Here is a 26,757-nt window from a genome sequence, read left to right as displayed (position 1 = left end):
CGCGTCCCCAATCACCGTGATCGCCATGCTTTCGATTTGCAAGATGTTCTCTGTCGCGCGCGCCGCCGTGCTCGGCGCGAGTGCGGCCGCCGCGTGCGCGCTGTCCGTGGCGGCCGTTGCCGCGACGCCCGCCGCCAACGACGGGCCCGCGTACGGCCCGCGCCTGGAAGGGTTCGCGTATCCGGCGCCCGTGCACACGTACGCGTTCGTGTCGCAGCGCGAAACCCTCGAGATGGCGTACCTCGACGTGCAGCCCGCGCACCCGAACGGCCGCACCGTCGTGCTGCTGCACGGCAAGAACTTCTGCGCGGCGACCTGGGAGGACACGATCGGCGTGTTGAGTCGCGCCGGCTATCGCGTGATCGCGCCGGACCAGATCGGCTTCTGCAAGTCGTCGAAGCCCGAGCGCTACCAGTACAGCTTCCAGCAACTCGCGCGCAACACGCATGCGCTGCTCGAATCGGTCGGCGTGAAGTCGGCGACGATCATCGGCCATTCGACGGGCGGGATGCTCGCGATCCGCTACGCGCTGATGTATCCGAAGGCGACCGACCAGCTCGTGCTCGTGAACCCGATCGGCCTCGAGGACTGGAAGGCGCTCGGCGTGCCGCCGCTGTCGGTCGACTACTGGTACGCGCGCGAACAGAAGACCACGGCCGACGGCATCCGCCGCTACGAGCAGGCGACCTACTACGCGGGCAAGTGGGCGCCGTCGTACGAGCGCTGGGTGCAGATGCTCGCCGGGATGTATCGTGGCGCCGGCCGCGATGCGGTCGCGTGGAACTCCGCGCTGATCTACGACATGATCCTCACGCAGCCGGTGGTCTACGAGTTCGGCGCGATCCGCGTGCCGACGCTGCTGATGATCGGCGACAAGGACACGACCGCGATCGGCAAGGACGTCGCGCCGCCCGACGTGCACGCGAAGCTCGGCCGCTATCCGGAACTCGCGAAGCGCACGCAGGCCGCGATTCCCGGCGCGCAGCTCGTGGAATTCCCGGCGCTCGGGCACGCGCCGCAGATCCAGGACCCGGACGCGTTCCACAAGGCGCTGCTCGACGGGCTGGAAGCCGTGCACCCGCAGTGACGCGGGGCAGGCGGCCGGCCGCGCGCGACCGTGCCGTCAGCCGGCCTCGTTCGCGAGCTCGTCGCGGATCTGCGCGGCCAGTTCGAACGAGCGCAGCCGCGCGGCGTGATCGTAGATCTGCGCGGTGATGATCAGCTCGTCGGCGCCCGTCTGCGCGATGCGCTCGCGCAGCTTGTCGCGCACCGTATCGCGTGAGCCGACCGCCGCGAACGACAGCGAATGCGCGACGGTCGCGAGTTCGAGCTCGTTCGCCTCGAGCACGTCGACGGGCGGCGGCAGCTTGCCCGGCGTGCCGCGCCGCAGGTTGAGGAACTGCTGCTGCAGCGACGTGAACAGGCGCCGCGCCTCGCCGTCGGTCTCCGCCGCGAACACGTTGACGCCCACCATCGCATGCGGCTTCGGCCACGCGGCCGACGGCCGGTACTGCGCACGATAGATCTCGAGCGCCCGCATCAGATAATCCGGCGCGAAGTGCGACGCGAACGCGAACGGCAGCCCGAGCATCGCCGCGAGCTGCGCGCTGAACAGGCTCGAACCGAGCAGCCACACCGGGACGTCGAGCCCCGCGCCGGGCACCGCCCGCACGCGCTGGCCGGGTACCGGCTCCGCGAAGTAGCGCTGCAGCTCCGCGACGTCGTCCGGAAACGAATCCGCACTGCCGATCAGGTCGCGGCGCAGCGCGCGCGACGTGGTCTGGTCGGTGCCGGGCGCACGGCCGAGGCCGAGGTCGATGCGCCCCGGATACAGCGACGCGAGCGTGCCGAACTGCTCGGCGATCACGAGCGGCGCATGATTCGGCAGCATGATGCCGCCCGAGCCGACCCGGATCGTCCGCGTGGCGCCCGCGACGTGGCCGATCACGACGGCGGTGGCCGCGCTCGCGATGCCCGGCATGTTGTGATGCTCGGCGAGCCAGTAGCGCCGGTAGCCCCAGCGTTCCGCATGCTGCGCGAGATCGACGGTGTTGCGGAACGCCTGCGAGGCGTCGGCGCCGGCCGGAATGGGGGCGAGATCGAGTACGGAAAACGGTGTCATCGGATGGCCTTCGGAACGGGAGTGGCGTGGTGATGCGCTGACGCAACACATGCGAAGGATTTTGCCAAAGGGTTCCGGAACGTGCTGGCGGCGTACGGATACCCATGCGCCTTACAGGGGTGCAGGGTTGCGTCCGGAGATCGTTGCAAAAATCAACCTAATCACCGACTAATTACCAAGTTTTACGGCGATTGGAAATGAAACCGCGGCGACATACAAATTTGCACGAAATGTTTGATTTTAAAGACTGCAATACGCCTGCAAAGTGCTTACGCTAATGTGAACGTGGCCGGGCCCATCGGGTTCGTCGACCGCTCAGCTTTGCCGGAATCGCACCAGTCCGTTTCGCGTAGCGTCGCGCGCGGGGCGCCGCGGGCTGCTAAAATCCGGCGCCTGCCCATGTTGTGCCGATGGAGCCATTCGAGTCTTCCCGCATGCCGTCCGAATGCTGCGCGGGGATACGCCACGCGAAGCCGGGCATGGCCGCACCCGAACGACGGGGCGTGCCTTCCCCATTACAGACGCTGCTGGAACAAGGAGTCGGGTCGTGCCCGCGTTCGTCGCTGTCGGAATACCGCATCACGCTCAATCACGCTCAAGCGTTCGCCATGGCGCACCGGTCGCCGGGGGGCGTCGCGCATGACGGCCACCGCCACGCTGCTCGACTGGCTCCTGATCGTCTTCACGCTGGCCGCGGCCGGCTATGCGCTCGTCGCGGCCTTCGCGCCGCGGCCGCGCACGCCGCGCACGGCCGTGCGCGACGGCTTCGAGCCGGTCAGCGTGCTCAAGCCGCTGTGCGGCGCGGAGCCGCACCTGTATGAAAACCTCGCGACCTTCTGCACGCAGCGCCATCCTCGCTACGAGGTGCTGTTCGGCGTCGCGTCGTCGGCCGATCCGGCCATCGCCGTCGTCGAGCGGCTGCGCGCCGATCATCCGGCGTGCGACATCACGCTCGTGATCGACGCGCGCGTGCATGGCAAGAACCTGAAGGTCAGCAACCTGATCAATCTCGCCGAGCGCGCGAGATACGGCCGCATCGTGATCGCGGACAGCGACATCGCGGTGAAGCCCGACTATCTGGAGCGCGTGACGGCGCCGCTCGCGGACGCGTCGGTCGGGGTCGTCACGTGCCTGTATCATGCGCGCAGCGTCGGCGGCTTCTGGACGCGGATCGGCGCGCAGTTCGTCGACGCGTGGTTCGCGCCGTCGGTGCGGATCGCGCACCTCGGCCGCTCGAGCCGCTTCGGCTTCGGCGCGACGCTCGCGCTCACGCGCGACACGCTCGACCGGATCGGCGGCCTGTTCGTGCTGAAGGACGAGCTGGCCGACGATTTCTGGCTGGCCGAGCTGCCGCGTCGCCTCGGGCGGCGCACCGTGCTGTCGGAGGTCGAGGTCGCGACCGACGTGATCGAACCGTCGTTCGGGCCGCTGTGGCACCGCGAAACGCGCTGGCTGCGCACGATCCGTTCGCTGAACCCGGGCGGCTTCGCGTTCCTGTTCATTACGTTTACCGCGCCGTGGCTCGCGATCGGCGCGGCGCTCGCGTTGCGCCTCGACGGCACCTTCGCCGGCACGCTGGCGGGCGGGGCGGCCGCGGTCGGCGCATTCGGCCGGCTCGTGCTGCATGCGCGCGGCGAGGACGGCCGGCGTGCGTTCTGGCGCGACCTGCCGCTCGTCGCGGTGCGCGACACGCTGCTCGCGCTCGAGTGGCTCGCGGCCGCGTTCGGCACGCACGTCGTGTGGCGCGGCGCGCGGATGACGGTCGCGGGCGGCGAACGCGCGACGGCGGCCGTGGAAGCAGTGGACGGCCGCTAGGGCCGTCGATCGAACCCGGCCCGCGGGCCGAGACGCGTCGCACGGCGAAGCCGCGCGGCGCGACATGACAGAGAGGCGGGCGCCGGCATGGCGGCCCGCGGTTTTTTTGACTGAATCGTTGTAACGAAACGAACTATGCAGGCTACCGGAGCATTCATGAAAACGCTGTTCTTGCAGGCCCCTTCGTATGACGGCTTCGACGGCGGAGCCGGCTCGCGCTATCAGGCGAAGCGCGAAATCCGTTCCTTCTGGTATCCGACCTGGCTCGCGCAGCCGGCCGCGCTCGTACCGGGCAGCCGTGTCGTCGACGCGCCGGCCGATAGCCTGTCGGTCGAGGACACGCTGAAGATCGCCAACGACTACGATCTCGTGATCATCCATACGAGCACGCCGTCGTTCCCGACCGACGCGATGTTCGCGCAGGATCTGAAGAAGATGAAGCCGTCGATGCTGGTCGGCATGGTCGGCGCGAAAGTGATGGTCGATCCGCACAACTCGCTCACGGCGAGCGAGGCCATCGACTTCGTGTGCCGCGAGGAATTCGACTACACCTGCAAGGAAATCGCCGAAGGCAAGCCGTTCCCCGAGATCAAGGGCTTGAGCTGGCGCGCGAAGGACGGCTCGATCGAGCACAACGAAGCGCGTCCGATCCTCGAGAACATGGACGAACTGCCGTTCGTCGCGCCCGTCTACAAGCGCGACCTGAAGATCGACAACTACTTCATCGGCTACCTGAACTATCCGTACGTCTCGATCTACACGGGCCGCGGCTGCAAGTCGCGCTGCACGTTCTGCCTGTGGCCGCAGACGGTCAGCGGCCACCGCTACCGCACGCGCTCGGTCGAGAACGTGCTTGCGGAGGCGAAGTGGATCCGCGACAACATGCCGGAAGTGAAGGAACTGATGTTCGACGACGACACGTTCACCGACGACCTGCCGCGCGCCGAAGCGATCGCGATCGGGCTGGGCAAGCTCGGCATCACGTGGTCGTGCAACGCGAAGGCCAACGTGCCGTACAAGACGCTGAAGGTGATGAAGGAAAACGGCCTGCGCCTGCTGCTGGTCGGTTTCGAGTCGGGCGACGACCAGATCCTCGTGAACATCAAGAAGGGCGTGCGCACCGATTTCGCGCGCCGCTTCAGCGCGGATTGCAAGAAGCTCGGCATCAAGATCCACGGCACCTTCATCCTCGGCCTGCCGGGCGAGACGAAGGAAACGATCAAGAAGACGATCGAGTACGCGAAGGAAATCAATCCGCACACGATCCAGGTGTCGCTCGCCGCGCCGTATCCGGGCACGACGCTCTACAAGCAGGCCGTCGAAAACGGCTGGATGGAAGAGAACAAGACCATCAATCTCGTGAGCAAGGAAGGCGTGCAGCTCGCGGCGATCGGCTATGCGCACCTGTCGCGCGACGAGATCTATCACCACCTCGAACAGTTCTATCGCGAGTTCTACTTCCGTCCGTCGAAGATCTGGGAAATCGTGCGCGAGATGCTGACGAGCTGGGACATGATGAAGCGTCGCCTGCGCGAAGGCGTCGAGTTCTTCCGCTTCCTGCGCGCACACGAGGCCTGATCCGTGGCGACACAGCGGGCGGCGCGGGCGCTGATCTTCACCGCGGACGACTTCGGGCTGCATCCGCGCGTCAACGCGGCGGTGGAGCGCGCGCATCGCGACGGCGTGCTGAACGCCGCGAGCCTGATGGTCGGTGCGCCCGCGGCGCGGGATGCGATCGAACGCGCGCGGCGGCTGCCGTCGCTCGCGGTCGGCCTGCATCTGGTGCTCGCGGACGGGCCGGCCACGCTGCCCGCGCATGAGATTCCCGCGCTCGTCGGCCCCGACGGGCGATTCGGCGATGCGATGGCGAAGGACGGCTGTCGCTTCTTCTTCCTGCCGCACGTGCGCGCGCAACTGCGCCGCGAAATCCGTGCGCAGTTCGACGCGTTCGCGGCGAGCGGCCTGCCGCTCGACCACTTGAACGCGCACAAGCATTTCCACCTGCATCCGACCGTGCTGTCGATGATCATCGAGATCGGCCGCGACTACGGGCTGCGCGCGGTGCGGCTGCCGTACGAAACGGGCGCGCCCGCGCTGCTCAAGCCGTGGATCGCGCTGGTGCGCGCGCGGCTCGACCGCGCGGGGCTCGCGCACAACGACTACGTGGTCGGCATCGAGCAGACGGGCGCGATGGACGAGGCCGTGCTGCTCGACGCGCTCGCGAAGCTGCCGCCGGGCGTCGGCGAGATCTACTGCCATCCGGCCGAGGCCGGCGACGGCCCGATCACGCCGACGATGGCCGGCTACCGTCCGGTCGACGAACTGGATGCGCTGCTGTCGCCGCGCGTCGCGGCCGCGCTGAAGGCGGCCGGCGTCGCGACCGGCGGCTTTGCCGACGTGTTCGGCGAGCCGGCGGCCCGACGCGGCGCGCATGCGCCGCGCGCACCGGGAGCGCAGCCGTCATGAGCCAGTGGATCAAGTGGCTCGGCTGGCCGATCGGGATCGGCATCCTGCTCGCGCTGGGGTTGCATGAAGGCGTCGGCGACGTGTCGCAGATGCTCGCGCGCGCCGGCTATGCGCTGCTGTGGCTCGTGCCGTTCCACGCGCTGCCGCTGCTGCTCGATGCGTACGCATGGCACCTGCTGCTCGACCGGCGCGGTTCGCTGCCGTTCCTGTGGTGGATCGCGACCGTGCGCGAGGCCGTGAACCGGCTGCTGCCCGTGGTCGGGATCGGCGGCGAGCTCGTCGGCATCCGGCTCGCGCGCTGGCAGGTGCCCGACGCGAGCCGCGTGACCGCGTCGGTGATCGTCGAGGTACTCGTGACGATCGTCGTCCAGTACGCGTTCGCGGCGCTCGGCCTCGTGTTGCTGCTCGCGACGACGGACAACATGGGCGGCGGCACGATCGGCCTCGCGCTGCTGCTGACGCTGCCGTTGCCGGTGCTCGGCGTGGTGCTGATGCGGCGCGGCGGCATCTTCCACGCGATCGAGCGTTTCGCGGGCCGCCTGCTCGGCGATTCGCACCGGCTGTTGCAGGGCGTCGACGGCCGCCGGCTCGACGCCGACATCGATTCGCTGATGTCGCGCACGGGCTTGCTGTTCAGTGCTTTCTTCTGGCAACTGGCCGGCTACGTGCTCGGCGCGCTCGAAATCTACTGGGCGCTCGCGCTGCTCGGCCACCCGGTGTCGATCGGCGGCGCGATCGCGATCGAGGCGATGACGCAGGCCGTGCGGCACGCGGCGTTCATGGTGCCGGGCGGGCTCGGCGTGCAGGAGGCGACCGTCGTGCTGCTCGCGCAGATGTTCGGTGTCGACCGCGAGACGGCGCTGTCGCTCGCGGTGGTCAAGCGTGGGCGCGAGGTGCTGTTCGGCTGCCTGGCGCTCGGTTCGTGGCAGCTCGCCGAGCTGATGCGCACGCGCCGTCGTCTGGCCGCGCCCTCGGCCGCGCCGCGCACGGCGCCGCCGCGGAATCGGGCATCCGAAACCCGGACCGAAACCGAAACGACGCATTGAACGAGAGACGGGCCGCGCGGCCCGTCTCGCGCTTTTGGCGTCGCGCGGGTATCCTTGCCGCGTGTTTTCTCGACGCGCCATTCTTCCGATGATTTTCCGTTTCCGGCTGCTTTCCGTGACGATGCTGGCCGCCGCGCTGGCGCTGACCGGTTGTGACGACCAAGGCCATCTCGACGTGCAACGTATCAGGGATTTCTTCAACGCGATCAAGCCCGCGCCGCTGCTGCTGAAGGGGCTGAAGGTCGGCGAATCGACCGAGGCCGACGTGCGCGGCACGATGGGCAAGCCCGAGACCGAGCGCACGTTCACCGACGGCTCGAAGCGCCTCGAATATCCGCGCGGCCCGATGGGCAACCAGACATGGTTCGTCGATCTCGATGCGAACGGGCGCTACACGGGCGCGACGCAGGTGCTGACCGCCGAGAATTTCGCGAAAGTGCGCCCGGGGATGGACGAGGACGAGGTGCGGCGCCTGCTCGGCAAGCCCGGCGACATCGCGCAGTATCCGCTGAAGCCCGAGACGGTCTGGAGCTGGCGCTGGCTCGAGGACGGCGTCAATACCGACGCGTTCTTCAACGTCCATTTCGGCCCGGACGGGCTCGTCTACACGACTTCGCGCTCCGACATCCTGAAAGGGCGGTGACGCTCAGGCCCGGCGCTTCTCCAGCCATTCGCGCAGCGCGTCGTTCATGCGTGTCTGCCAGCCGGGGCCGTCTGCGCGAAACGCGGCGAGGATGTCGGCGTCGTAGCGGATGCTGACCTGTTCCTTCGGGTGCTCGAGCTTCGGGCGCCCGAATTTCTTCGCGACGACCTCGACGAAGGGCTCCATCGCATCGATTTCTTCGTCGCGGAGTTCATGGGCGTCCGGATCGGCGGCGATGCCGCGTGCGATCGCCGCTTCTTCCTCGGGCGTGTTGCGGATGAATTTAACCGCCTTCTTCATATCGACTCATCTCTCGGTTGTTGGCTTTTCGCAGGCTGACGACACGCAGCGCGCGGCCGCGCGGGACGACGATCACCGTGTGAAGGCGCGCGCCGATCGGCACCAGGCAGATCCAGCGCGTCTCGCCATAATCGCGACGGACATCCGGCCACGCGCGCGCGGCTTCCCATTCGGCGAATTCGGCCATTCGCAGCGAAATGCCGTGTTTCAGTCGGTTCGACAGATCCTTGGCATCGTCGAAAACGAACGGAATTTCGACTAATTGTGGATGCGAAAACATCAGGTGGCAAGAGGTTTTTGTGGATGCAAAAAGTGGAGTGCCGCCGCAGCTGGCATCGAATCGGCGCGCATCGCGTCGCGGGCATGAGCGAACGATTGTCTGGCGTGGGTCCGGACTTGCCCATTCGGCCCGACGGCCAGTCCGGCGCTATATCGAAAAAGCGACCGGAAAATTGCAAAAAACCCGCTTCCCGACGTGTCACCGGACTGTCAGGAAGCGGGCTTTTTCCTTTTGAAACAGCGGTATAGGCCCTGCGCAGAAATGATGAGATGAATTGTTGCGATGCAGCAATCATGCGCATGGTGATTTGAGACAAACAATTTCGCTTGCGACTATCCGCGTCACCCGGCGCGGGGCAGGCATACGCGCCGGCATTCATTCGAACTCTGGAGACGCGCGTGTTCCTTTACGGCTTTGGTCCCGTCCTCTGGGCCAGCACCGTGCAGACCATCGAACTGTCGGTGCTGTCGCTCGCCACTGCGGTGGCGCTGGGGCTGATCGGCGCGGTGGCGAAGCTGTCGCACAACCGGGTGCTGCGAGCGATCGCGACCGGTTATACGACGCTGATCCGCTCGGTGCCCGATCTTGTGCTGATGCTGCTGCTGTTCTACAGCATCCAGATCTGGTTGAACCAGTTCACCGACCTCGTCGGCTGGACCCAGATCGACATCGATCCGTTCGTGGCGGGCGTACTGACGCTCGGCTTCATCTACGGCGCCTACTTCACCGAGACGTTTCGCGGTGCGTTCCTGTCGGTGCCGCGCGGCCAGCTCGAAGCCGGCGCGGCTTACGGGATGAGCGGCGCGCGCGTGTTCGCGCGGATCATGTTTCCGCAGATGATGCGCTTTGCGCTGCCGGGCATCGGCAACAACTGGCAGGTGCTCGTGAAGGCGACCGCGCTGGTGTCGATCATCGGCCTCGCGGACGTCGTGAAGGCCGCGCAGGACGCCGGCAAGAGCACGTTCAACATGTTCTTCTTCATTCTCGTCGCGGCGCTGATCTATCTTGCGATCACGACCGTCTCCAACCTCGTGCTGATCCAGCTCGAGAAGCGTTATTCCATGGGCGTGCGGCACGCAGAACTATGATCGAGATCCTCCAGGAATTCGGCAAGGCGTTCCTTTTCTGGGACGGCCAGCGCCTCTCCGGCCTCGCGGTGACGCTGTGGCTGCTCGTCGCATCGATTTCGCTCGGCTTCGTGTGCGCGGTGCCGCTCGCCGTCGCGCGCGTGTCCAAGAACAAGTGGGTGTCGATGCCCGTGCGGTTCTACACGTACGTGTTCCGCGGCACGCCGCTCTACGTGCAGTTGCTGCTGATGTACACGGGCATGTACAGCCTCGAGTTCGTGCGCTCGCACTCGCTGCTCGACGCGTTTTTCCGCAGCGGCTTCAACTGCGCGATTCTCGCGTTCGCGCTGAACACCTGCGCGTACACCACCGAGATCTTCGCCGGTGCGATCCGCGCGATTCCGCACGGCGAGGTCGAGGCGGCGCGTGCGTACGGGATGTCGCCGTTCACGATGTACCGTCGCGTGATCCTGCCGTCGGCGCTGCGCCGCGCGCTGCCGCTGTACAGCAACGAGGTGATCCTGATGCTGCACGCGACGACCGTCGCGTTCACGGCGACCGTGCCGGACATCCTGAAGGTCGCGCGCGATGCCAATTCGGCGACCTACATGGCGTTCCAGTCGTTCGGAATCGCCGCGCTGATCTATCTTGCGGTATCGTTCGCACTCGTCGCGGCGTTTCGCCGCGCGGAGCGCCACTGGCTCGCGTATCTCGCGGCCGCCCGTCATTGAATTCATTCGAGGAGAGCCAGTTGGCCGAGATCACCCAAACGAGCGCGCCCGCTCCCGTCAAGCTTGCCGCGGTCGACATCCACAAGCGTTATGGCGACAACGAAGTGCTCAAGGGCGTGTCGCTGAACGCGAAGGCCGGCGACGTCATCAGCATCATCGGCGCGAGCGGCTCGGGCAAGAGCACGTTCCTGCGCTGCATCAATTTCCTCGAGCGGCCGAATGCGGGGCAGATCGTCGTCGACGGCGAGGCCGTGCGCACCAAGACCGACCGCGCCGGCGCGCTCGAGGTCGCCGATCACAAGCAGCTGCAGCGCATCCGCACGAAGCTCGCGATGGTGTTCCAGCACTTCAACCTGTGGGCGCACATGAACGTGATCGAGAACGTGATGGAAGCGCCCGTGCACGTGCTGGGCATTTCGAAGAAGGAAGCCGAGGAGCGTGCGCGCGAGTACCTGGAGAAGGTCGGCTTGCCGCCGCGCGTCGAGAAGCAGTATCCGTCGCATCTGTCCGGCGGCCAGCAGCAGCGCGTGGCGATCGCGCGGGCGCTGGCGATGCATCCGGACGTGATGCTGTTCGACGAGCCGACCTCCGCGCTCGACCCCGAGCTCGTCGGCGAAGTGCTGAAGGTGATGCAGAAGCTCGCCGAGGAAGGCCGCACGATGATCGTCGTCACGCACGAGATGGGTTTCGCGCGCAACGTGTCGAACCATGTGATGTTCCTGCATCAGGGACGGACCGAGGAAGAGGGTGATCCGAAGGAAGTGCTGGTGCGCCCGCAGAGCGAGCGGCTCAAGCAGTTCCTGTCGGGCAGTCTCAAGTAACGGACAGGGCAGGTTTCAACCGTGGTACCGGTGTCTCGTCCCGCAGGCGCCACCCGCACGACGCAGGTGGCGATCGTTGCATTGCCGCCCGTGTCGATGTCGGGTGTGGGGCCGATCGTCGATGCGCTGAATCTCGCGAACGAGATCGACGGGCGGCTCCTGTACCGCTGGCAGGTGTGTTCGTGGGACGGGCGGCCGGTGCCGCTCGCGGGCGGTGCGCAGTGGCATGCCGATGCGGCGTTCAACGATGCGATCGCGTGCGACTGGTTGATCGTCGTGTCCGAGCGGTTTCAGCAGTTTGCCGATTACCGGTTGTTTCTCGCGAGTCTCGCGCGGATCGGGCAGCGCACGCCGGTCGTCACCGGGATTCACCACGGCGTGTGGTGGCTCGCGATGGCCGGGCAGCTTTCCGGGTATCGCGTGAGCGTGAACTGGGAGACGTATCAGCAGTTCGCCGAGCAGTTCGAGCGGTCGATCGTCACGCAGCAGATCTTCGAGATCGATCGCGATCGGGCGACCTGTGCCGGTGGGCAGGCGACCGTCGATTTCATGCTGGCCATGATCGGCCGGGAGCATGGGGCGGATCTCGCGGAGCGGATTGCCGATGCGCTGGGGGCCGGCACGCTGCGCAGCGGCGAGGAGCGGCAGAGGATTCCGTTTGTCACCGCGCCGGGCGAGCGGCATCCTCGGTTGAATGACGCGTTGCTTTTGATGGAAGCCAATGTCGAGGATCCTTTGACCACCGATGAGATCGCCGGGCTCGTTGGCGTGTCGCGGCGGCAGCTCGAGCGGCTCTTTCGACAGTATCTCGGGGCAATGCCCTCCAAGTATTACCTCAATCTTCGGCTGCTCAAGGCAAGGACGCAGTTGCAGCGGACCAGCAAGTCGGTCGTTCAGGTCTCTCTCGCCTGTGGGTTCTCTTCCGCTGCGCACTTCTCTAACGCGTATCGCGAAAGGTTTGGGGTCACGCCTCGCGAGGATCGGCGGGCGTGGCTCGAAAAGCAGACGGGCGGCGGCAGTGAGCCTCGAGGGGGGGCGCTCGTCGAGCGCGGGAAGGATTGAGGGTTGGGGGTGGGGTTTGGTTGGTGGTTTGCTCGCGCTTGGCGTGAAATACCTGTGATCGTGTCGGTCTATTAGCGTCGCCCCTGCGCGGGGCAGCGGTCACTTTTCTTTGTCTTGCCAAAGAAAAGTAACCAAAAGAAAGGCGCTCGGATAACGCATGACTTCCCGGTGCCATCGCCAACAGAGTGGCCACCATCTAAGTGTCCGCGCCAGTCAGGAACCCGGAGTGGTTCGAGCAATGGTTCTGACACCACTGCCTGCCCCACGGAGCGGTATACCGTCCGCTAGCTCCATCCTCGCTACGCTCGGCTGCAAGGTACTTCAGGTGAGGCCATGCGGGTCGCGGTCGTGCACCTCGACATGCCCGGTCGAGACCGGGCGCTTTTCTGCTTTCAGCGTTTGTGTCGTCCAATCGTTTGACGGTGTTCTCGGCTCATGATGTTTGCGGCCCCATTTCTCTTGCGGAAAAGGCGAATCCAGCTTTTCGAAAGTTGGTCCCGGTGAGGGAGCGCTCGAGGCGGCATTGGGTGAGATGGACCTGTCGGCCGAGCGAAGCGAGGACGGAGCTAGCGAGCGGTATACCGCTCTGTTGTGCAGGCAGTGGTGTCAGAACCATTGCTCGAACCACTCCGGGTTCCTGACTGGCGCGGACACTTAGATGGCGGCCACTCTGTTGGCGATGGCACCGGGAAGTCATGCGTTATCCGAGCGCCTTTCTTTTGGTTACTTTTCTTTGGCAAGACAAAGAAAAGTGACCGCTGCCCCGCGCAGGGGCGACGCTAATAGACCGACACGATCACGGGTACTTCACGCCACCGGAAGCAGACCACAGACAGCAAGAAAAGGCCCCAAAATACCGACACGTAACCGCAAGCGCCCCGGCCCGAGAGGGCAAAACCAAAACCTTCCGATAGAACCCGTCGCAATTCCGCAAGACGCTTGCGTCACCCTTACCTAAACTTGATCCTGTTGAACCCTCTTACGAAACCGAAAGGAACGACCATGACGACCTCGACCGTGACCCGCCAGACATTCGACGAAGTGATGGTGCCGGTATTCTCTCCCGCCCCGTTCGTGCCGGACCGTGCAGAGGGCTCCCGCGTGTGGGACACCGCCGGCCGCGAATACATCGATTTCGCGTGCGGCATCGCGGTCACGTCGCTCGGCCACGGCCACCCGGAACTGCTGAAGGTGCTGGACGAACAAGGCCGCAAGCTCTGGCACATCGGCAACGGCTACACGAACGAGCCGGTGCTGCGCCTCGCGAAGCGCCTCGAATCGCTGACCTTCGCCGACCGCGCATTCTTCGCGAACTCCGGCGCGGAAGCGAACGAAGCCGCACTGAAGCTCGCACGCCGCGTCGCCTTCGACCGCCACGGCGCCGACAAATACGAAATCGTGTCGTTCGTCCAGTCGTTCCACGGCCGCACGTTCTTCACGGTCAGCGTCGGCGGTCAGCCGAAGTACTCGGAAGGCTTCGGCCCGGTGCCGGAAGGCATCAAGCACCTGCCGTTCAACGACATCGAAGCCGCGAAGGCCGCGATCGGCCCGAAAACCTGCGCGGTGATCGTCGAGCCGGTGCAAGGCGAAGGCGGCGTGATCCCGGCCGATCCGGCCTTCCTGAAGGCGCTGCGCGAAGCCTGCGACGCGAACGACGCCCTGCTGATCTTCGACGAAGTGCAAACGGGCGTGGGCCGCACCGGCCAGTTCTACGCGTACATGGACACGGGCGTCACGCCGGACATCCTCACGACCGCGAAGGCGCTCGGCAACGGCTTCCCGATCGGCGCGATGCTGACGACGAACGAACTGGCCGCGCACTTCAAGGTCGGCGTGCACGGCACGACGTACGGCGGCAACCCGCTCGCCTCGGCGATCGCGGACAAGGTCGTCGAACTGATCAGCGCGCCGGCAGTGCTCGAAGGCGTGCGCGAACGCAGCGTGCGCCTGAAAGGCGCGCTCGAACGCATCAACGCACGCTTCGGCATCTTCAAGGACGTGCGCGGCAAGGGCCTGCTGGTCGGCGCCGAGCTCACCGCCGCCTTCGACGGCCGCGCGAAGGATTTCGTCACCGCCGCCGCCGAGAACGGGCTGATCATGCTGATCGCCGGCCCGAACGTGCTGCGCTTCGTGCCGTCGCTGGTGATCCCGTTCGACCTGCTCGACGAAGGCGTGAAGCGCTTCGAGAAGGCGGTCGAACAAGTGCTCGCGGCCCAGGAAGCCACCGCGCGCTGATCGGCGCGCCCATCGCAGACAGGAACGACGATGCTATTTGTTCGCCCCGGCAAACTCACGGATCTCGATGCGCTCGCGCACATGGCGCGCACCGCGCAGCCGGTCCTGCACTCGCTGCCGCACGACCGCGCGGCACTCGAAGCGCGCGTGGCGCTCTCCGAGGATTCGTTTCGCGCGGACGTCGGCTTCGCCGGCGAGGAGTTCTACCTCTTCGTGCTCGAGGATTCGTCGACCGGCAAGCTGCTCGGCACGGCGAGCATCGTGGCCGCGGCCGGCTACTCGGAACCGTTCTACGCGTTCCGCAACGACGCGCTGATCCACGCGTCGCGCGAGCTGCACGTGAACCGCAAGATCCACGCGCTCACGATGTCGCACGAGCTGACCGGCAAGAGCCGGCTCGCGGGCTTCTACGTCGATCCGTCGCTGCGCGGCGACGCGGCCGCGCACCTGATCTCGCGCGCGCGGATGATGTACATCGCCGCGAACCGCCGCCGCTTCACGCCGGAAGTGTTCACGCTGCTGCTCGGCGTGAGCGACGGCAACGGCGCATCGCCGTTCTGGGAAGCGGTGGGCCGCAAGTTCTTCGGTCGCAACTTCACCGACGTCGACATCGCATCGGGCGGCCGCAGCCGCACGTTCATCGCGGAAGTGATGCCGGCCTATCCGCTGTACGTGCCGCTGTTGCCGGAAGCCGCGCAGCGCGTGCTGGGCGAGCCGAACGAAACGGCCTTGCTCGCGTACGACATCCATCTCGAGGAAGGCTTCGAGCCCGACCGCTTCGTCGACATCTTCGACGCGGGCCCGGTGCTGACCGCGCAGGTCGACCGCACCGCATGCGTGAAGCAGGCGTCGGAGCGCGTCGTGCGCGAGGCCGCGCACCAGCAGGGCGACGTCGCGTACATGGTGTCGGCGGGCAGCGGCGAGTCGTTCCGCTGCGTGCTGGCCGACCTGCCGGGCGACAGCACCGAGGCGCCGCTCGCCGGCGACGTGCGCGCGGCGCTCGATGTGAAGGAGGGCGATGTCGTGCGCTGCGTGCCGCTGCACCGCCGCGACGATGAAGATTTGAAGGGAGACGCAGCATGATCGTCGTTCGGGTCGTACAAACGGGCGACGTCGACGCGCTCGTGTCGCTCGCCAAGGAAACCGGGCCGGGCCTGACCACGTTCAAGCCCGATCGCGACGCGCTCGCCGCGCGCATCGAGCGCTCGCGCCGCACGCTCGAAGGCCGCGCCGCGCCGGGCGAAGCCGGCTACTTCTTCGTGATGGAAGACTCGAAGACGGGCGACATCGCGGGCGTGTGCGGGATCGAAACGCAGGTCGGTCTCGAGCAGCCGTTCTACAACTATCGCGTGAGCACGGTCGTGCATGCGAGCCAGGAGCTCGGCGTGTGGACGCGGATGTCCGCGCTGAACATCTCGCACGACCTGACGGGCTACGCGGAAGTATGCTCGCTGTTCCTGAGCCCGCGCTATCGCACGGGCGGCGTCGGCGGCCTGCTGTCGCGCTCGCGCTTCATGTTCATCGCGCAATTCCGCGACCGCTTTCCGGAGCGCATCTGCGCGGAGCTGCGCGGGCACTTCGACGAGGACGGCACGTCGCCGTTCTGGCGCGCGGTCGGTTCGCACTTCTACCAGATCGATTTCAACGCGGCCGATTACCTCAGCTCGCACGGCCGCAAGTCGTTCCTCGCGGAACTGATGCCGCGCTACCCGGTGTACGTCGACCTGCTGCCGCAGGACGCGCAGGACGCGGTCGGCCTCACGCATCGCGACACGCTGCCGGCCCGCAAGATGCTCGAGGCCGAAGGGCTGCGTTACCAGAACCACGTCGACATCTTCGACGCGGGCCCCGTGCTCGAATGCCACATCAACGACCTGCGCACGGTGCGCGAGAGCGTCGTCGTACCGGTCGCGATCGGCGTGCCCGACGCACGCGAGGATGCCCCCAGGTCGCTCGTGTCGAACACGTCGCTCGGCGATTTCCGCGTGGGCGTCGCACCGGGCGCGGTCGCGAACGGCGCGTTCGTGCTGTCGGCCGACGATGCCGCCGCGCTCGACGTGAAGGCCGGCGAGCCGGTGCGCGTGCTGCCGCTCAAAGTCAAACAGGGATAAACGAATCATGACGGAACTCTTCATCGACGGCGCCTGGGTCGCAGGCTCGGGCCCCGTCTTCGCTTCGCGCAACCCCGGCACCGACGCTGTCGCCTGGCAGGGCGAAAGCGCGTCGGCGGCCGACGTCGACCGTGCGGTCGCGAGCGCGCGCCGCGCGTTCGCCGGCTGGTCGGCGCTCGACTTCGAAGCGCGCTGCGAAATCGTCAAGCGCTTTGCCGCGTTGCTCACCGAGCGCAAGGAAGCGATCGCGACCGCGATCGGCCGCGAAACGGGCAAGCCGCTGTGGGAAGCGCGCACCGAGGTCGCGGCGATGGCCGCGAAGGTCGGCATCTCGATCCAGGCGTACCAGGAGCGCACCGGCGAGAAGCGTCAGGACATGGCCGACGGCGTCGCGGTGCTGCGCCATCGCCCGCACGGCGTCGTCGCGGTGTTCGGCCCGTACAACTTCCCCGGCCATTTGCCGAACGGTCATATCGTGCCGGCGCTGATCGCCGGCAACACGGTCGTGTTCAAGCCATCGGAGCTCGCGCCGGGCGTCGCGCGGGCGACGGTCGAGGTGTGGCGCGAAGCCGGGCTGCCGGCCGGCGTGCTGAACCTCGTGCAGGGCGAGAAGGACACCGGCATCGCGCTCGCGAACCATCGGCAGATCGACGGGCTGTTCTTCACCGGCAGCTCCGATACGGGCACGCTGCTGCACAAGCAGTTCGGCGGCCGTCCGGAAATCGTGCTCGCGCTCGAGATGGGCGGCAACAATCCGCTCGTGATCGGCGAAGTCGAGGACATCGACGCGGCCGTGCATCACACGATCCAGTCGGCGTTCCTGTCGGCCGGCCAGCGCTGCACGTGCGCACGCCGCATCTTCGTGCCGCAGGGCGCGTTCGGCGACCGCTTCCTCGCGCGCTTCGCCGAGGTCACGTCGAAGATCACGGCCGACGTGTTCGACGCCGATCCGCAGCCGTTCATGGGCGCGGTGATTTCGGCGCGCGCGGCCGCGAAGCTGGTCGACGCACAGTCGCGCCTGGTCGAGCAGGGCGCGAAGCCGATCATCGCGATGACGCAGCGCGATCCGCGCCTCGGCTTCGTGAACGCGGCGATCGTCGACGTGACGGGCGTCGCGAACCTGCCCGACGAAGAGCATTTCGGCCCGCTCGCGCAGATCGTCCGCTACGCGACGCTCGACGACGCGATCGAGCGCGCGAACGACACGGCGTTCGGCCTGTCCGCCGGCCTGCTGGCCGACGACGCGAACGCGTGGGAGCACTTCCGCCGCACGATCCGCGCCGGGATCGTCAACTGGAACCGGCCGACCAACGGCGCGTCGTCCGCCGCGCCGTTCGGCGGCACGGGCCGCTCGGGCAACCATCGGCCGAGCGCGTACTACGCGGCGGACTACTGCGCGTATCCGATGGCGTCGGTGGAAAGCACGCAACTGACCTTGCCCGCGAGCCTGTCGCCGGGCCTGCATTTCTGATCGAGGGAACGACGATGAACGCACAAGAAGCCAATTTCGACGGACTCGTCGGCCCGACCCACAACTACGCCGGGCTGTCGTTCGGCAACGTGGCGTCGCTGAACAACGAGAAGTCGGCCGCGAACCCGAAGGCGGCCGCGAAGCAGGGGCTGCGCAAGATGAAGCAGCTCGCGGATCTCGGCTTCGCGCAAGGCGTGCTGCCGCCGCAGGAGCGGCCGTCGCTGCGCCTGCTGCGCGAACTCGGCTTCTCGGGCAAGGACGCGGACGTGATCGCGAAGGCCGCGAAGCAGGCGCCCGAACTGCTCGCCGCGGCGAGCTCGGCGTCGGCGATGTGGACCGCGAATGCAGCCACCGTCAGCCCGTCGGCCGACACGAGCGACGGCCGTGTGCACTTCACGCCGGCGAATCTGTGCAGCAAGCTGCATCGCGCGATCGAGCACGAAGCGACGCGCCGCACGCTGTCGACGCTGTTCGCGGACCCCGCGCACTTCGCGGTGCACGAAGCGTTGACGGGCACGCCGGCGCTCGGCGACGAAGGCGCGGCGAACCACACGCGCTTTTGCGCCGAGTACGGCAAGCCGGGCGTCGAATTCTTCGTGTACGGCCGTGCCGAATATCGTCGCGGGCCCGAGCCGAAGCGCTTCCCCGCGCGTCAGACCTTCGAGGCGAGCCGCGCGGTCGCGCATCGCCACGGGCTCGCCGAGGAAGCGACGGTCTACGCGCAGCAAGATCCGGACGTGATCGACGCGGGCGTGTTCCACAACGACGTGATCTCGGTCGGCAACCGCGACACGCTGTTCACGCACGAGCGCGCATTCGTCAACAAGCAGGCGATCTACGATACGCTGACCGCCGCGCTCGACGTACGCGGTGCGCGCCTGAACGTGATCGAGGTGCCGGACGCGGCCGTGAGCGTGAACGATGCGGTGACGTCGTACCTGTTCAACAGCCAGCTGCTGTCGCGCGCGGACGGCTCGCAGGTGCTCGTCGTGCCGCAGGAATGCCGCGAGAACGAGCGGGTCGCCGCCTATCTCGACCGACTGGCGGCCGGCAACGGCCCGATTCTCGACGTGCTCGTGTTCGACCTGCGCGAAAGCATGAAGAACGGCGGCGGCCCCGCGTGCCTGCGCCTGCGCGTCGTGCTGACCGATGCCGAGCGCGCGGCCGTCACGTCGAACGTGTGGATTAACGACACGCTGTTCGCGTCGCTCGACGCGTGGATCGACAAGCACTATCGCGATCGCCTCGCACCGGAAGACCTCGCCGATCCGGCGCTGCTCGACGAGTCGCGCACGGCGCTCGACGAGCTCACGCAGATCCTGCGCGTCGGCTCGCTGTATGACTTCCAGCGCTGAGGCACGGATGCCGGCGAACGCGTTGCTCGACGACTTCCTCGCGTTCACGCTGGCCGGTGGCGCGCCGGCCGAACAGGACGGCGCGTGTGTGGGCGGCGCGGTGCGCTGGCAATGGCTCGGCGACGGGCTGCTCGCGTTCGAACCGGCGGCCGCTGACGCCGCGGCGCGCGCGAGCGTGCTCGTGTCGGCCGGCGTGCACGGTGACGAGACGGCGCCGATCGAGCTGCTGTCGATGCTCGTGCGCGATCTCGCGTCGGGTGCGTTGCCGCTCGCGTGCCGGCTGCTCGTCGTGCTCGGTAACGTGCCGGCGATGCGCGCGGGCGAGCGCTATCTGGATGACGACCTGAACCGCCTGTTCAGCGGCCGTCACGCGCAGGTGCCCGCGAGCCGCGAAGCGCCGCGCGCCGCGCAGCTCGAAGCGGCGGCATCCGCATTCTTCGCGGCGGCGCCGGCGGGCAGCGCACGCTGGCACATCGACATGCACACGGCGATTCGCGCGTCGGTGTTCGAGCAGTTCGCGCTGCTGCCGCACACGGGCACGCCGCCCACGCGCGCGATGATCGAGTGGCTCGGCGACGCACGCATCGCGGCCGTGCTCCTGCATACCGCGAAGGGCAATACGTATTCGCATTTCACGGCCGAGCAGTGCGGCGCGCTCGCGTGCACGCTGGAACTCGGCAAGGTGCGGCCGTTCGGCCAGAACGACCTGGCGCGCTTCGCGCCGGCCGATCGTGCGGTGCGCAAGCTCGCGTCGGGTGGGCGGGGCGGCCATCCGCCGGCGGACGTCGATGCCAGCGGCGGCCATCCGTCGCTGCCGCGCGTATTCACGGTGATCGACCAGATCACGAAGCAGAGCGACGCGCTAGAACTGTTCGTCGCGGCCGACGTCGCGAACTTCACCGCATTCGCGCGCGGCACGGTGCTCGCGCAGGACGGCGACTACCGCTACACGGTGAAGCACGACGAGGAGCGCATCGTGTTTCCGAATCCGACCGTGAAACCGGGTTTGCGCGCGGGCTTGCTCGTTGTCGACACGACGCGCGAGACGCTCGCCGCACTCGTCTGATCGCTATGGGGCGGGCCGCGGCGACTCGCGGCCCGCGCGCCGTCCCGCAGCCCGTTCATTTTTGAGATTACGCCCGCCCGCCGCGCCGACGGCGTGTGGTTCGCGCTTGCATATTTGCGACATCGTCTTGCAAGTTCGACGAGCAGCGCGGCGGTGCCCGGTGCCCGCGGCGCACCATCGCGTGTCGGCCGCCGCTTTGCCATACCGGGCCGCGCGGATTGGTACAATCGCGGCCTTGCGGCTGTTGCGCTGCATCACGGCGCGGCATCGGGATTGTCGGTGTCATCCGACCCTGCAATGATGCATGCGCCCGTAGTTCCGGAACATTCGAGTATCGAGGAGAACACCTGATGAAGTTGGATTGGCGTAAAGTGGCCGCGCAGGCGGTGGTGGCGGCATCGGCGGTGGCGGCAGGCAGCGCGTTTGCCGCAGATCTGAAGGAGATCCGGTTCGGCGTCGAGGCCTCGTACGCACCGTTCGAATACAAGACGCCCGACGGCAAGCTGACCGGCTTCGACATCGACATCGGCAACGCGGTGTGCGCGAAGCTGAAGACGAAGTGCGTGTGGGTCGAGAACGACTTCGACGGCCTGATCCCGGCGCTGCAGGCGCGCAAGTTCGACGCGATCAACTCGGACATGACGATCACGGACCAGCGCAAGCACGCGATCGCGTTCACCGATCCGATCTACACGATTCCGAACCAGCTGATCGCGAAGCAGGGCAGCGGCCTGCTGCCGACCCCGCAATCGCTGAAGGGCAAGCGCGTGGGCGTACTGCAGGGCACGATCCAGGAAGCGTATGCGAAGAAGAAGTGGGCGCCGGCCGGCGTCGACGTCGTGCCGTACCAGACGCAGGACCTGGCATACGCCGACCTGAAGTCGGGCCGTCTCGACGCGACGTTCCAGGATTCGGAGGCCGGCTCGAAGGGCTTCCTGTCGAAGCCGCAAGGCCAGGGCTTCGCGTTCGCGGGCGGCACGGTCAGCGACGCCGAGATCCTCGGTTCGGGCGTCGGCTTCGGCCTGCGCAAGAACGACGCGGCGCTGAAGACCGCGCTCGATCAGGCGCTGAAGGAACTGAAGGCCGACGGCACGATCGACACCCTCGCGAAGAAGTATTTCAGCGTGCCCGTGACGCTCAAGTAAGCGTTTCGTACGCGAGCATGCTGTAAAAGAACCGGCCGCCGATGCGGCCGGTTTGCTTTTGGGCGAGCGAAAACGACCGGGCGGGCCGGCCGTCAGCCGGGCGGCGCGGGAAAGAACCGCCCCAGCTCGCGCGCGAGTTCGTTGAGCACCGCCATCTCCTGCTGCGAGATCTTGCGCGCGGGTTGCGCGCCGGCCCAGTCGCCGTACAGCAGCGCAACGGTCGTCGCGCCGACGCGCACGGGCAGCAGCACGAACGCGCGCGTGTCGTCGAACGCGTCGAGATACCACGCGGGCAGGCGCTTCATCATCTTCGGCTCCTGCGCCTGTTCGATGAAGATGCCGACCGAGTTCGAGATCGCGAGATGAAACACGTCCGGCTCGAAGCGTTCGTCGAAGCGCAGCCGGTCGAGCACCGTATCGACGTCGGGGCCGAAACCGAGGCGCGCGGCGAACGTGCCGTCGTCGTGGCGCACGAACATCACGGTGCGCGTGAACGCGAGCCCGGCCAGCAGGCTTTCCGACGCGAGCGCGAGCACCGGCGTCAGCACGTGCTCGGACGGCAGCGCGCGCAGGTCCGCAAGCCCGGCTTCGAGGCAGGCCTCCGGTTCGGCCTGCGCGCGCGCGATCGCATCGGCATTCGCGCGCAGCTCGACGATCTCGCGCATCACGGTGTCGCTCGCTTCCTCGCGCGCGAGGCACTCGGCGATCTCGACGAGCGCCTCGGATTCCATGTCGAGCTCGGCGCCGCAATGCTGCGCGAGCGCCGCGATGCGTGCGTCGCGCTGCGGGCTGGCAGGCATGACGAGCGCGCCGGCGACGTCGGTGGAGCAACGGCTCACCGCGCGCAACCAGCGGATGCGGTCGGTCGGGCCGTCGTCGGCGGCCGGGCCCATGCGGCAGGCGTCGCCGTCTTCGTCGTCGAACGGGTCGTCACGGCTCAAGCGGTCGCCGTCGGCCATCCCCGCCCGGATCACGTCGGGCAGCCGCCAGCGCGCGGCCGCCTCGAGGCCGATCTCGTCGAAGCCGACGCCGAGCACGTCGATGCAGGCGGCCGCATCGTCGCCGTTCAGCTCGGCCGCGCGGCGGCGGATACGGTCCCATTCGCTGTCGAGATAGCAGACCACCAGCAGCTTGCCGACCTGGCGCATCAGCGTGCAGACGACGGCTTCCTCGCCCCCGCGCAGTTCGGCGTGCTCGGTGAGCTTGCGCGCGACGCAGCCGGACAGCAGCGCGCGGTTCAGCTCGAGCTTCGCGTCGATGCGCCGCGGCGTGCTCTGATGGAAATGGTCGACGAGTTTCAACCCGACCACGAGATGGCCGACGGCGTCCATGCCGAGCACCATCAGCGCGCGGGTCACGGTGGTGATGTTGCCGCCGAACGCCATGTACATCGCGGAGTTCGCGAGCCGCAGCACTTTCTGCGTGAGCGCGAAGTCCGACAGCACGACGCGCACGAGCGCGGTGAAGTCGAGATCGTCGTTCTTCATCGCGGCCATCGTCGCGCGCAGCGATTCCGACAGCAGCGGGAAATCGCCCCGTTCGTTCATCCGGGCCCACAGCTTGTCGAGCAGCGCGGTGCGGGGCAGGTATTCGGTGGTTGACATACGGATCGGTTCGGTTCGCCGCGCGCGTCAGGCGGCGGCGTGCAGGTGCAGCTGCTGCGCCTCGAAGCGCCGCGCGAGCTCCTCGGACGGCAGCGCCTGGCAGACGAGCCAGCCCTGGATGTGATTGCAGCCCATCTCCGTCAGCAGCTTGCGCTGCGCCTCGGTCTCGACGCCTTCGGCGACGAGCTCGAGATCCAGTGTTTGCGCGAGGCCGACCACCGCCGACACGATCGCGCGATCGTTGCGCGACGTGAGCAGGTTCTCGACGAAACTGCGGTCGATCTTCAGCTTCGCGAGCGGGAAGCGCTGCAGATAGGCAAGGCTCGAATAGCCGGTGCCGAAATCGTCGATCGCGAAGCGGATGCCGAGATCGGTCAGCTCCTCGAGCAGTACTTTCGCGTGCGCGGGATCGTGCATCAGCAGGCTTTCGGTGATTTCGAGCACGATGCGGCGCGGGTCGATGCCGGTCAGCGCGATCGCCTCGCGCACGCTCTGCGTGAAGCGCGGGTCGCGGAACTGCTGCGGCGACACGTTGACCGCCACGTATTGCAGCGCGAGCCCCTGGCCGTCCCACGCGACGAGCTGCATGCACGCGGCCTTGAGCACCCAGTTGCCGAGGTAGTTGATCAGGCCGATCGATTCGGCGAGCGGGATGAAGGTGGCCGGCGGCACGAGGCCGTGCACCGGATGGCGCCAGCGGATCAGCGCCTCGACGCCGACCACCGCGCCCGACTGGCTGTGCGTGATCGGCTGGAAGTGCAGCGAAAACTCCCCGTTGCGCACGCCGTCGTACAGGTCGGCTTCGAGCTTGAGCCGTTCGGCGTCGGCCGGATCGTCGACGGGCGCGTGGAACGCGAGCGCGTTGCCGCCCGATGCCTTCGCCTGCGCGAGCGCGTGGTCGGCGCGGCGCAGCAGCGGGCTGTGATGCTGCGCCCGATGCGGCGCGGCACGTTCGTCGGGGTAGAGCGCGATGCCGATGCTCGCGGACAGGTGCACGGTCTGCCCCTGGTAGACGTAGGGTTCGCGCACCGCGGCCTGCAGCCGGCGCGCGAGCGCATCGGCGGCATGGCTCGCCTGCGTGCGGTCCGGCGCGCCCAGCACGACCGCGAACTTGTCGCTCGCGACGCGCGCGAGCCGCTCGTTCGGCGTGACGAGCGCCTTCAGCCGCTGCGCGGTCTCGCGCAGCAGCATGTCGCCCGCGTCGTAGCCGAGCGCGCGGTTGATCCGCTGATAGTCGTCGAGATCGAGCAGCAGCAGCGCCGCGCAGGTGCCGTCCTCGTCGGCGGCCTGCTGCGCGCGCATCAGCGCCGGCACGAGCGCGGACAGGTTGTCGAGCCCCGTCATCGGGTCGTGGTGCATTTCGTACGTGAGGCGTGCCTCGAGCGCGCGCCACGACGACACGTCGAACGCCGCGATCGCGAAGCCGTCGACGCCGTGGTGGCGGCTCTTGAACGCGCGCACCTCGACGTCCAGCGGGTAGGTGAGCGACTTGACGATGCACATCGTCGCCTTCTCGACCTGGCCGGAACGGGCGGCGCGGGCGAGCAGGCCTTCGAGCGCCGGGGTATCCTGTTCGGCGATCAGGTCGCGCAGCGTCAGCGTATGCAGGTAGTCGCGGTGGTAGCCGATGAAGCGCAGGCTGGCGTCGGACACATACAGAAAGCGCAGCTCGCGGTCGACATGGGCGAGGAAATCCACCGTGCCGACCGTCTGTTCCAGCCAGTTGCGCACGGAGTCGTCGCGGCGCGGCGCGACGGCGCGCGCCGGCATCAGCGCGCCGCCCGACCGAGCGAAGCGGCGCAGCGTATGCAAGGCGCTGCGCCAGGAGCCCTTGCGTGACGTCTGTTTCCTGTTGGCTTCCATGTTTCTCGCTGACGTGAAGGGCTGGAACCGGTTGTCCGGAAGGAATAACGGCAGACTGTGCGGAATCTTTAACGGGCCGGCCGCGGGCGGCGCTGCCGCGGTCCGGATCATCGACGCGGGTGTTCGATAGGCGAACGCCCGCACGGCCTACATCGAGGCTGACTTTATAAGAAATGAGGACGCAGATGAAGCGAAAACTGTTGCTGGGCGCCATGGCGGCGCTGGTGGCCGGCCATGCGCTGCTGGCGCAGGCGGAACTGAAGCCGGGCGCCGCGGCGCCCGACTTCACGACGCAGGCGTCGCTGGGCGGCAAGACTTACACGTACTCGCTCGCGGACGCGCTGAAGCAGGGGCCGGTCGTGCTGTATTTCTATCCGGCGGCGTTCACGAAGGGCTGCACGATCGAGGCGCATGCGTTCGCGGACGCGGTCGACCGTTACAAGGCTTACGGCGCGACGGTGATCGGCGTGTCGGCCGACAACATCGACACGCTGACGAAGTTCTCGGTGAGCGAGTGCCGCAGCAAGTTCCCGGTGGCCGCCGACCCGGACGCGAAGATCATCCGCGAATACGACGCGAAGCTGCCGGCGCTCGACCGGGCGAACCGCGTGTCGTACGTGATTTCGCCGGAAGGGAAGATTCTCTACGAATACACGAGCCTGTCGCCCGACAAGCACGTCGAGAACACGCTGGCCGCCGTGAAGGCGTGGGCCGACACGCATCCGAAGCAGTAAGCGGCTGCCCCGCACGTGAAAACGGCCCGTCGTGCGGGCCGCGGGCACGGGCATGCGCCGCCTGCCGGCGGCGCGCGACGGGCCGCTACGCGCGCAACGCCTGTTCGATCGGTACGCTGCCGCCGACGAAGCCGACGATCTTGCGCGAGATGCCGAGCTTGATCGCCTCGATCGCGGCCCATGCAACGTCCTGGCGCGAGACGGGCGGCGCGGGATCGAGCCACGTGTCGGTCAGCGCGATCTTGCCGACGCCCGGATCGTCCGTGAGCGGGCCGGGGCGCAGGATCACGTAGTCGACGCCGGACGCGATCACGCGGTCGTCGCCTTCGCGCTTCATCTGCGAATAGTGGCGCAGCGCGTCGGGCCCCTGCTCGGGCCGGTACGCGGACAGCGAGCTGACCACCACGAGTTTCTGCGCGTTGTAGGCGAGCGCATGGTCGGCCGCGCGGGCGACCGCGTCGCGGTCGATCTGCTCCTCTTCGGTCGCGCCCTCCGATTCCGCCGAGCCGGCCGCGTAGATCACGTGCGTGATGCCCTGGAACGCGTGCGAGAAATCGTTTCTCAGATCGGCCTCGACGACCCGTGCGCCCGGCAGCGCATAGCCGTGCCGGCGCACGAGCGCCGTGACCTCGAACTCCGGCTGCTTGAGCAGCAGATCCGCGCAGGCCTGGCCCGTCCGTCCGGTCGCGCCAATCAGCAGTACCTTCGTCGTCATGAAACCGCTCCTTGCTCGATGCGTCATCCGTCCAGATGGGGACGGACGACCGATAACTCAAGTGTAATGTCGAATTGCCCCGGCGGCGGGCGCGTAATAAGGGGC

Annotated in this window: 24 protein-coding genes; 18 read left to right on the top strand and 6 right to left on the bottom strand. The window is 67.4% G+C overall.

All coding sequences use genetic code 11. The annotated features are described in order from the left end of the window. Nucleotides 1–25 precede the first annotated feature (25 nt). Nucleotides 26–1,087 (top strand): alpha/beta hydrolase, encoded by a 1,062-nt coding sequence (locus tag HWX62_RS09185; protein ID WP_175929593.1) that lies wholly within the window; start codon nt 26–28, stop codon nt 1,085–1,087. A 36-nt stretch (nt 1,088–1,123) separates the two neighbouring features. On the opposite strand, the gene HWX62_RS09180 is transcribed toward HWX62_RS09185, so the two are convergent. After that, complete coding sequence (locus HWX62_RS09180) at nt 1,124–2,122, bottom strand: LLM class flavin-dependent oxidoreductase (protein WP_175929592.1); 999 nt, start codon at nt 2,120–2,122, stop codon at nt 1,124–1,126. Nucleotides 2,123–2,761: 639 nt separating this feature from the next. On the opposite strand from HWX62_RS09180, the gene hpnI reads away from it, so the two are divergent. The 5 genes from hpnI (at nt 2,762) to HWX62_RS09155 (ending at nt 8,092) form a co-directional block, all read left to right on the top strand. Beyond that, nucleotides 2,762–3,937: a bacteriohopanetetrol glucosamine biosynthesis glycosyltransferase HpnI gene (gene hpnI / locus HWX62_RS09175; protein ID WP_175929591.1), complete on the top strand. Its 1,176-nt coding sequence runs from the start codon at nt 2,762–2,764 to the stop codon at nt 3,935–3,937. Between the two features lie 135 nt (nt 3,938–4,072). After that, the gene (gene hpnJ / locus HWX62_RS09170; RefSeq protein WP_347879935.1) at nt 4,073–5,515 is read left to right on the top strand and encodes a hopanoid biosynthesis associated radical SAM protein HpnJ; all 1,443 of its coding nucleotides are present in this window, start codon (nt 4,073–4,075) and stop codon (nt 5,513–5,515) included. 3 nt (nt 5,516–5,518) lie between these two features. Beyond that, nucleotides 5,519–6,403, top strand: a complete 885-nt coding sequence (gene hpnK, locus HWX62_RS09165) for a hopanoid biosynthesis-associated protein HpnK (RefSeq protein ID WP_175929589.1) — start codon at nt 5,519–5,521, stop codon at nt 6,401–6,403. Further along, a complete protein-coding gene (locus HWX62_RS09160) occupies nt 6,400–7,449 on the top strand; it encodes a lysylphosphatidylglycerol synthase domain-containing protein (RefSeq protein ID WP_175929588.1) in 1,050 nt (349 codons plus the stop codon). Before hpnK ends, HWX62_RS09160 begins: the two co-directional genes overlap by 4 nt. Before the next feature lie 88 nt (nt 7,450–7,537). Beyond that, on the top strand, nt 7,538–8,092 hold the full coding sequence (locus tag HWX62_RS09155; protein ID WP_006488732.1) for a hypothetical protein: 555 nt from the start codon (nt 7,538–7,540) through the stop codon (nt 8,090–8,092). A 3-nt stretch (nt 8,093–8,095) separates the two neighbouring features. Here the strand turns inward: HWX62_RS09155 and HWX62_RS09150 are convergent, their stop codons facing one another. Beyond that, nucleotides 8,096–8,392 carry a BrnA antitoxin family protein gene (locus HWX62_RS09150; RefSeq protein WP_175929587.1) on the bottom strand — a complete coding sequence of 99 codons (297 nt, stop codon included), beginning with the start codon at nt 8,390–8,392 and terminating at the stop codon, nt 8,096–8,098. Next, nucleotides 8,376–8,672 (bottom strand): BrnT family toxin, encoded by a 297-nt coding sequence (locus tag HWX62_RS09145; RefSeq protein WP_175929586.1) that lies wholly within the window; start codon nt 8,670–8,672, stop codon nt 8,376–8,378. The genes HWX62_RS09150 and HWX62_RS09145 overlap by 17 nt, the downstream gene beginning before the upstream one ends. Before the next feature lie 398 nt (nt 8,673–9,070). Between HWX62_RS09145 and hisQ the strand changes: the two genes are divergently transcribed. The 11 genes from hisQ (at nt 9,071) to HWX62_RS09090 (ending at nt 21,736) form a co-directional block, all read left to right on the top strand. Continuing rightward, nucleotides 9,071–9,760: a histidine ABC transporter permease HisQ gene (gene hisQ / locus HWX62_RS09140; protein ID WP_175985122.1), complete on the top strand. Its 690-nt coding sequence runs from the start codon at nt 9,071–9,073 to the stop codon at nt 9,758–9,760. Then, entirely contained in the window at nt 9,757–10,470 is a 714-nt protein-coding gene (locus HWX62_RS09135; RefSeq protein ID WP_006488739.1) for an ABC transporter permease, read from the top strand. Before hisQ ends, HWX62_RS09135 begins: the two co-directional genes overlap by 4 nt. Nucleotides 10,471–10,490: 20 nt before the next feature. Further along, entirely contained in the window at nt 10,491–11,291 is an 801-nt protein-coding gene (locus tag HWX62_RS09130) for an ATP-binding cassette domain-containing protein (RefSeq protein ID WP_175929584.1), read from the top strand. Between the two features lie 21 nt (nt 11,292–11,312). Then, nucleotides 11,313–12,353 carry a GlxA family transcriptional regulator gene (locus HWX62_RS09125; protein WP_175929583.1) on the top strand — a complete coding sequence of 347 codons (1,041 nt, stop codon included), beginning with the start codon at nt 11,313–11,315 and terminating at the stop codon, nt 12,351–12,353. Between the two features lie 1,002 nt (nt 12,354–13,355). Continuing rightward, on the top strand, nt 13,356–14,588 hold the full coding sequence (locus HWX62_RS09120; RefSeq protein ID WP_175929582.1) for an aspartate aminotransferase family protein: 1,233 nt from the start codon (nt 13,356–13,358) through the stop codon (nt 14,586–14,588). 30 nt (nt 14,589–14,618) lie between these two features. Beyond that, the gene (gene aruF / locus HWX62_RS09115; protein WP_175929581.1) at nt 14,619–15,671 is read left to right on the top strand and encodes an arginine/ornithine succinyltransferase subunit alpha; all 1,053 of its coding nucleotides are present in this window, start codon (nt 14,619–14,621) and stop codon (nt 15,669–15,671) included. Next, a complete protein-coding gene (gene astA / locus HWX62_RS09110; protein ID WP_175929580.1) occupies nt 15,668–16,699 on the top strand; it encodes an arginine N-succinyltransferase in 1,032 nt (343 codons plus the stop codon). Before aruF ends, astA begins: the two co-directional genes overlap by 4 nt. Before the next feature lie 7 nt (nt 16,700–16,706). Next, the gene (gene astD, locus HWX62_RS09105; RefSeq protein WP_175929579.1) at nt 16,707–18,170 is read left to right on the top strand and encodes a succinylglutamate-semialdehyde dehydrogenase; all 1,464 of its coding nucleotides are present in this window, start codon (nt 16,707–16,709) and stop codon (nt 18,168–18,170) included. A 14-nt stretch (nt 18,171–18,184) separates the two neighbouring features. After that, nucleotides 18,185–19,525 carry an N-succinylarginine dihydrolase gene (gene astB / locus HWX62_RS09100; RefSeq protein ID WP_175929578.1) on the top strand — a complete coding sequence of 447 codons (1,341 nt, stop codon included), beginning with the start codon at nt 18,185–18,187 and terminating at the stop codon, nt 19,523–19,525. Nucleotides 19,526–19,532: 7 nt separating this feature from the next. Then, nucleotides 19,533–20,591 (top strand): succinylglutamate desuccinylase, encoded by a 1,059-nt coding sequence (astE, locus tag HWX62_RS09095; protein WP_175929740.1) that lies wholly within the window; start codon nt 19,533–19,535, stop codon nt 20,589–20,591. A 350-nt stretch (nt 20,592–20,941) separates the two neighbouring features. Next, complete coding sequence (locus HWX62_RS09090; protein ID WP_175929577.1) at nt 20,942–21,736, top strand: ABC transporter substrate-binding protein; 795 nt, start codon at nt 20,942–20,944, stop codon at nt 21,734–21,736. Between the two features lie 92 nt (nt 21,737–21,828). Here the strand turns inward: HWX62_RS09090 and HWX62_RS09085 are convergent, their stop codons facing one another. Next, on the bottom strand, nt 21,829–23,340 hold the full coding sequence (locus HWX62_RS09085) for an HDOD domain-containing protein (protein WP_175929576.1): 1,512 nt from the start codon (nt 23,338–23,340) through the stop codon (nt 21,829–21,831). Nucleotides 23,341–23,367: 27 nt separating this feature from the next. Then, the gene (gene cdpA, locus HWX62_RS09080; protein WP_208456123.1) at nt 23,368–25,110 is read right to left on the bottom strand and encodes a sensor domain-containing phosphodiesterase; all 1,743 of its coding nucleotides are present in this window, start codon (nt 25,108–25,110) and stop codon (nt 23,368–23,370) included. A gap of 278 nt (nt 25,111–25,388) precedes the next feature. Between cdpA and HWX62_RS09075 the strand changes: the two genes are divergently transcribed. Continuing rightward, a complete protein-coding gene (locus HWX62_RS09075) occupies nt 25,389–25,937 on the top strand; it encodes a peroxiredoxin (RefSeq protein ID WP_175929574.1) in 549 nt (182 codons plus the stop codon). Between the two features lie 85 nt (nt 25,938–26,022). Here the strand turns inward: HWX62_RS09075 and HWX62_RS09070 are convergent, their stop codons facing one another. Further along, nucleotides 26,023–26,652 (bottom strand): SDR family oxidoreductase, encoded by a 630-nt coding sequence (locus HWX62_RS09070; protein WP_175929573.1) that lies wholly within the window; start codon nt 26,650–26,652, stop codon nt 26,023–26,025. Nucleotides 26,653–26,757 lie beyond the last annotated feature (105 nt).

The organism is Burkholderia sp. BCC0506, from assembly GCF_902833145.1.
In the GTDB taxonomy this organism is placed as follows: domain Bacteria; phylum Pseudomonadota; class Gammaproteobacteria; order Burkholderiales; family Burkholderiaceae; genus Burkholderia.
This window is presented reverse-complemented; position numbering and strand designations above follow the sequence as displayed.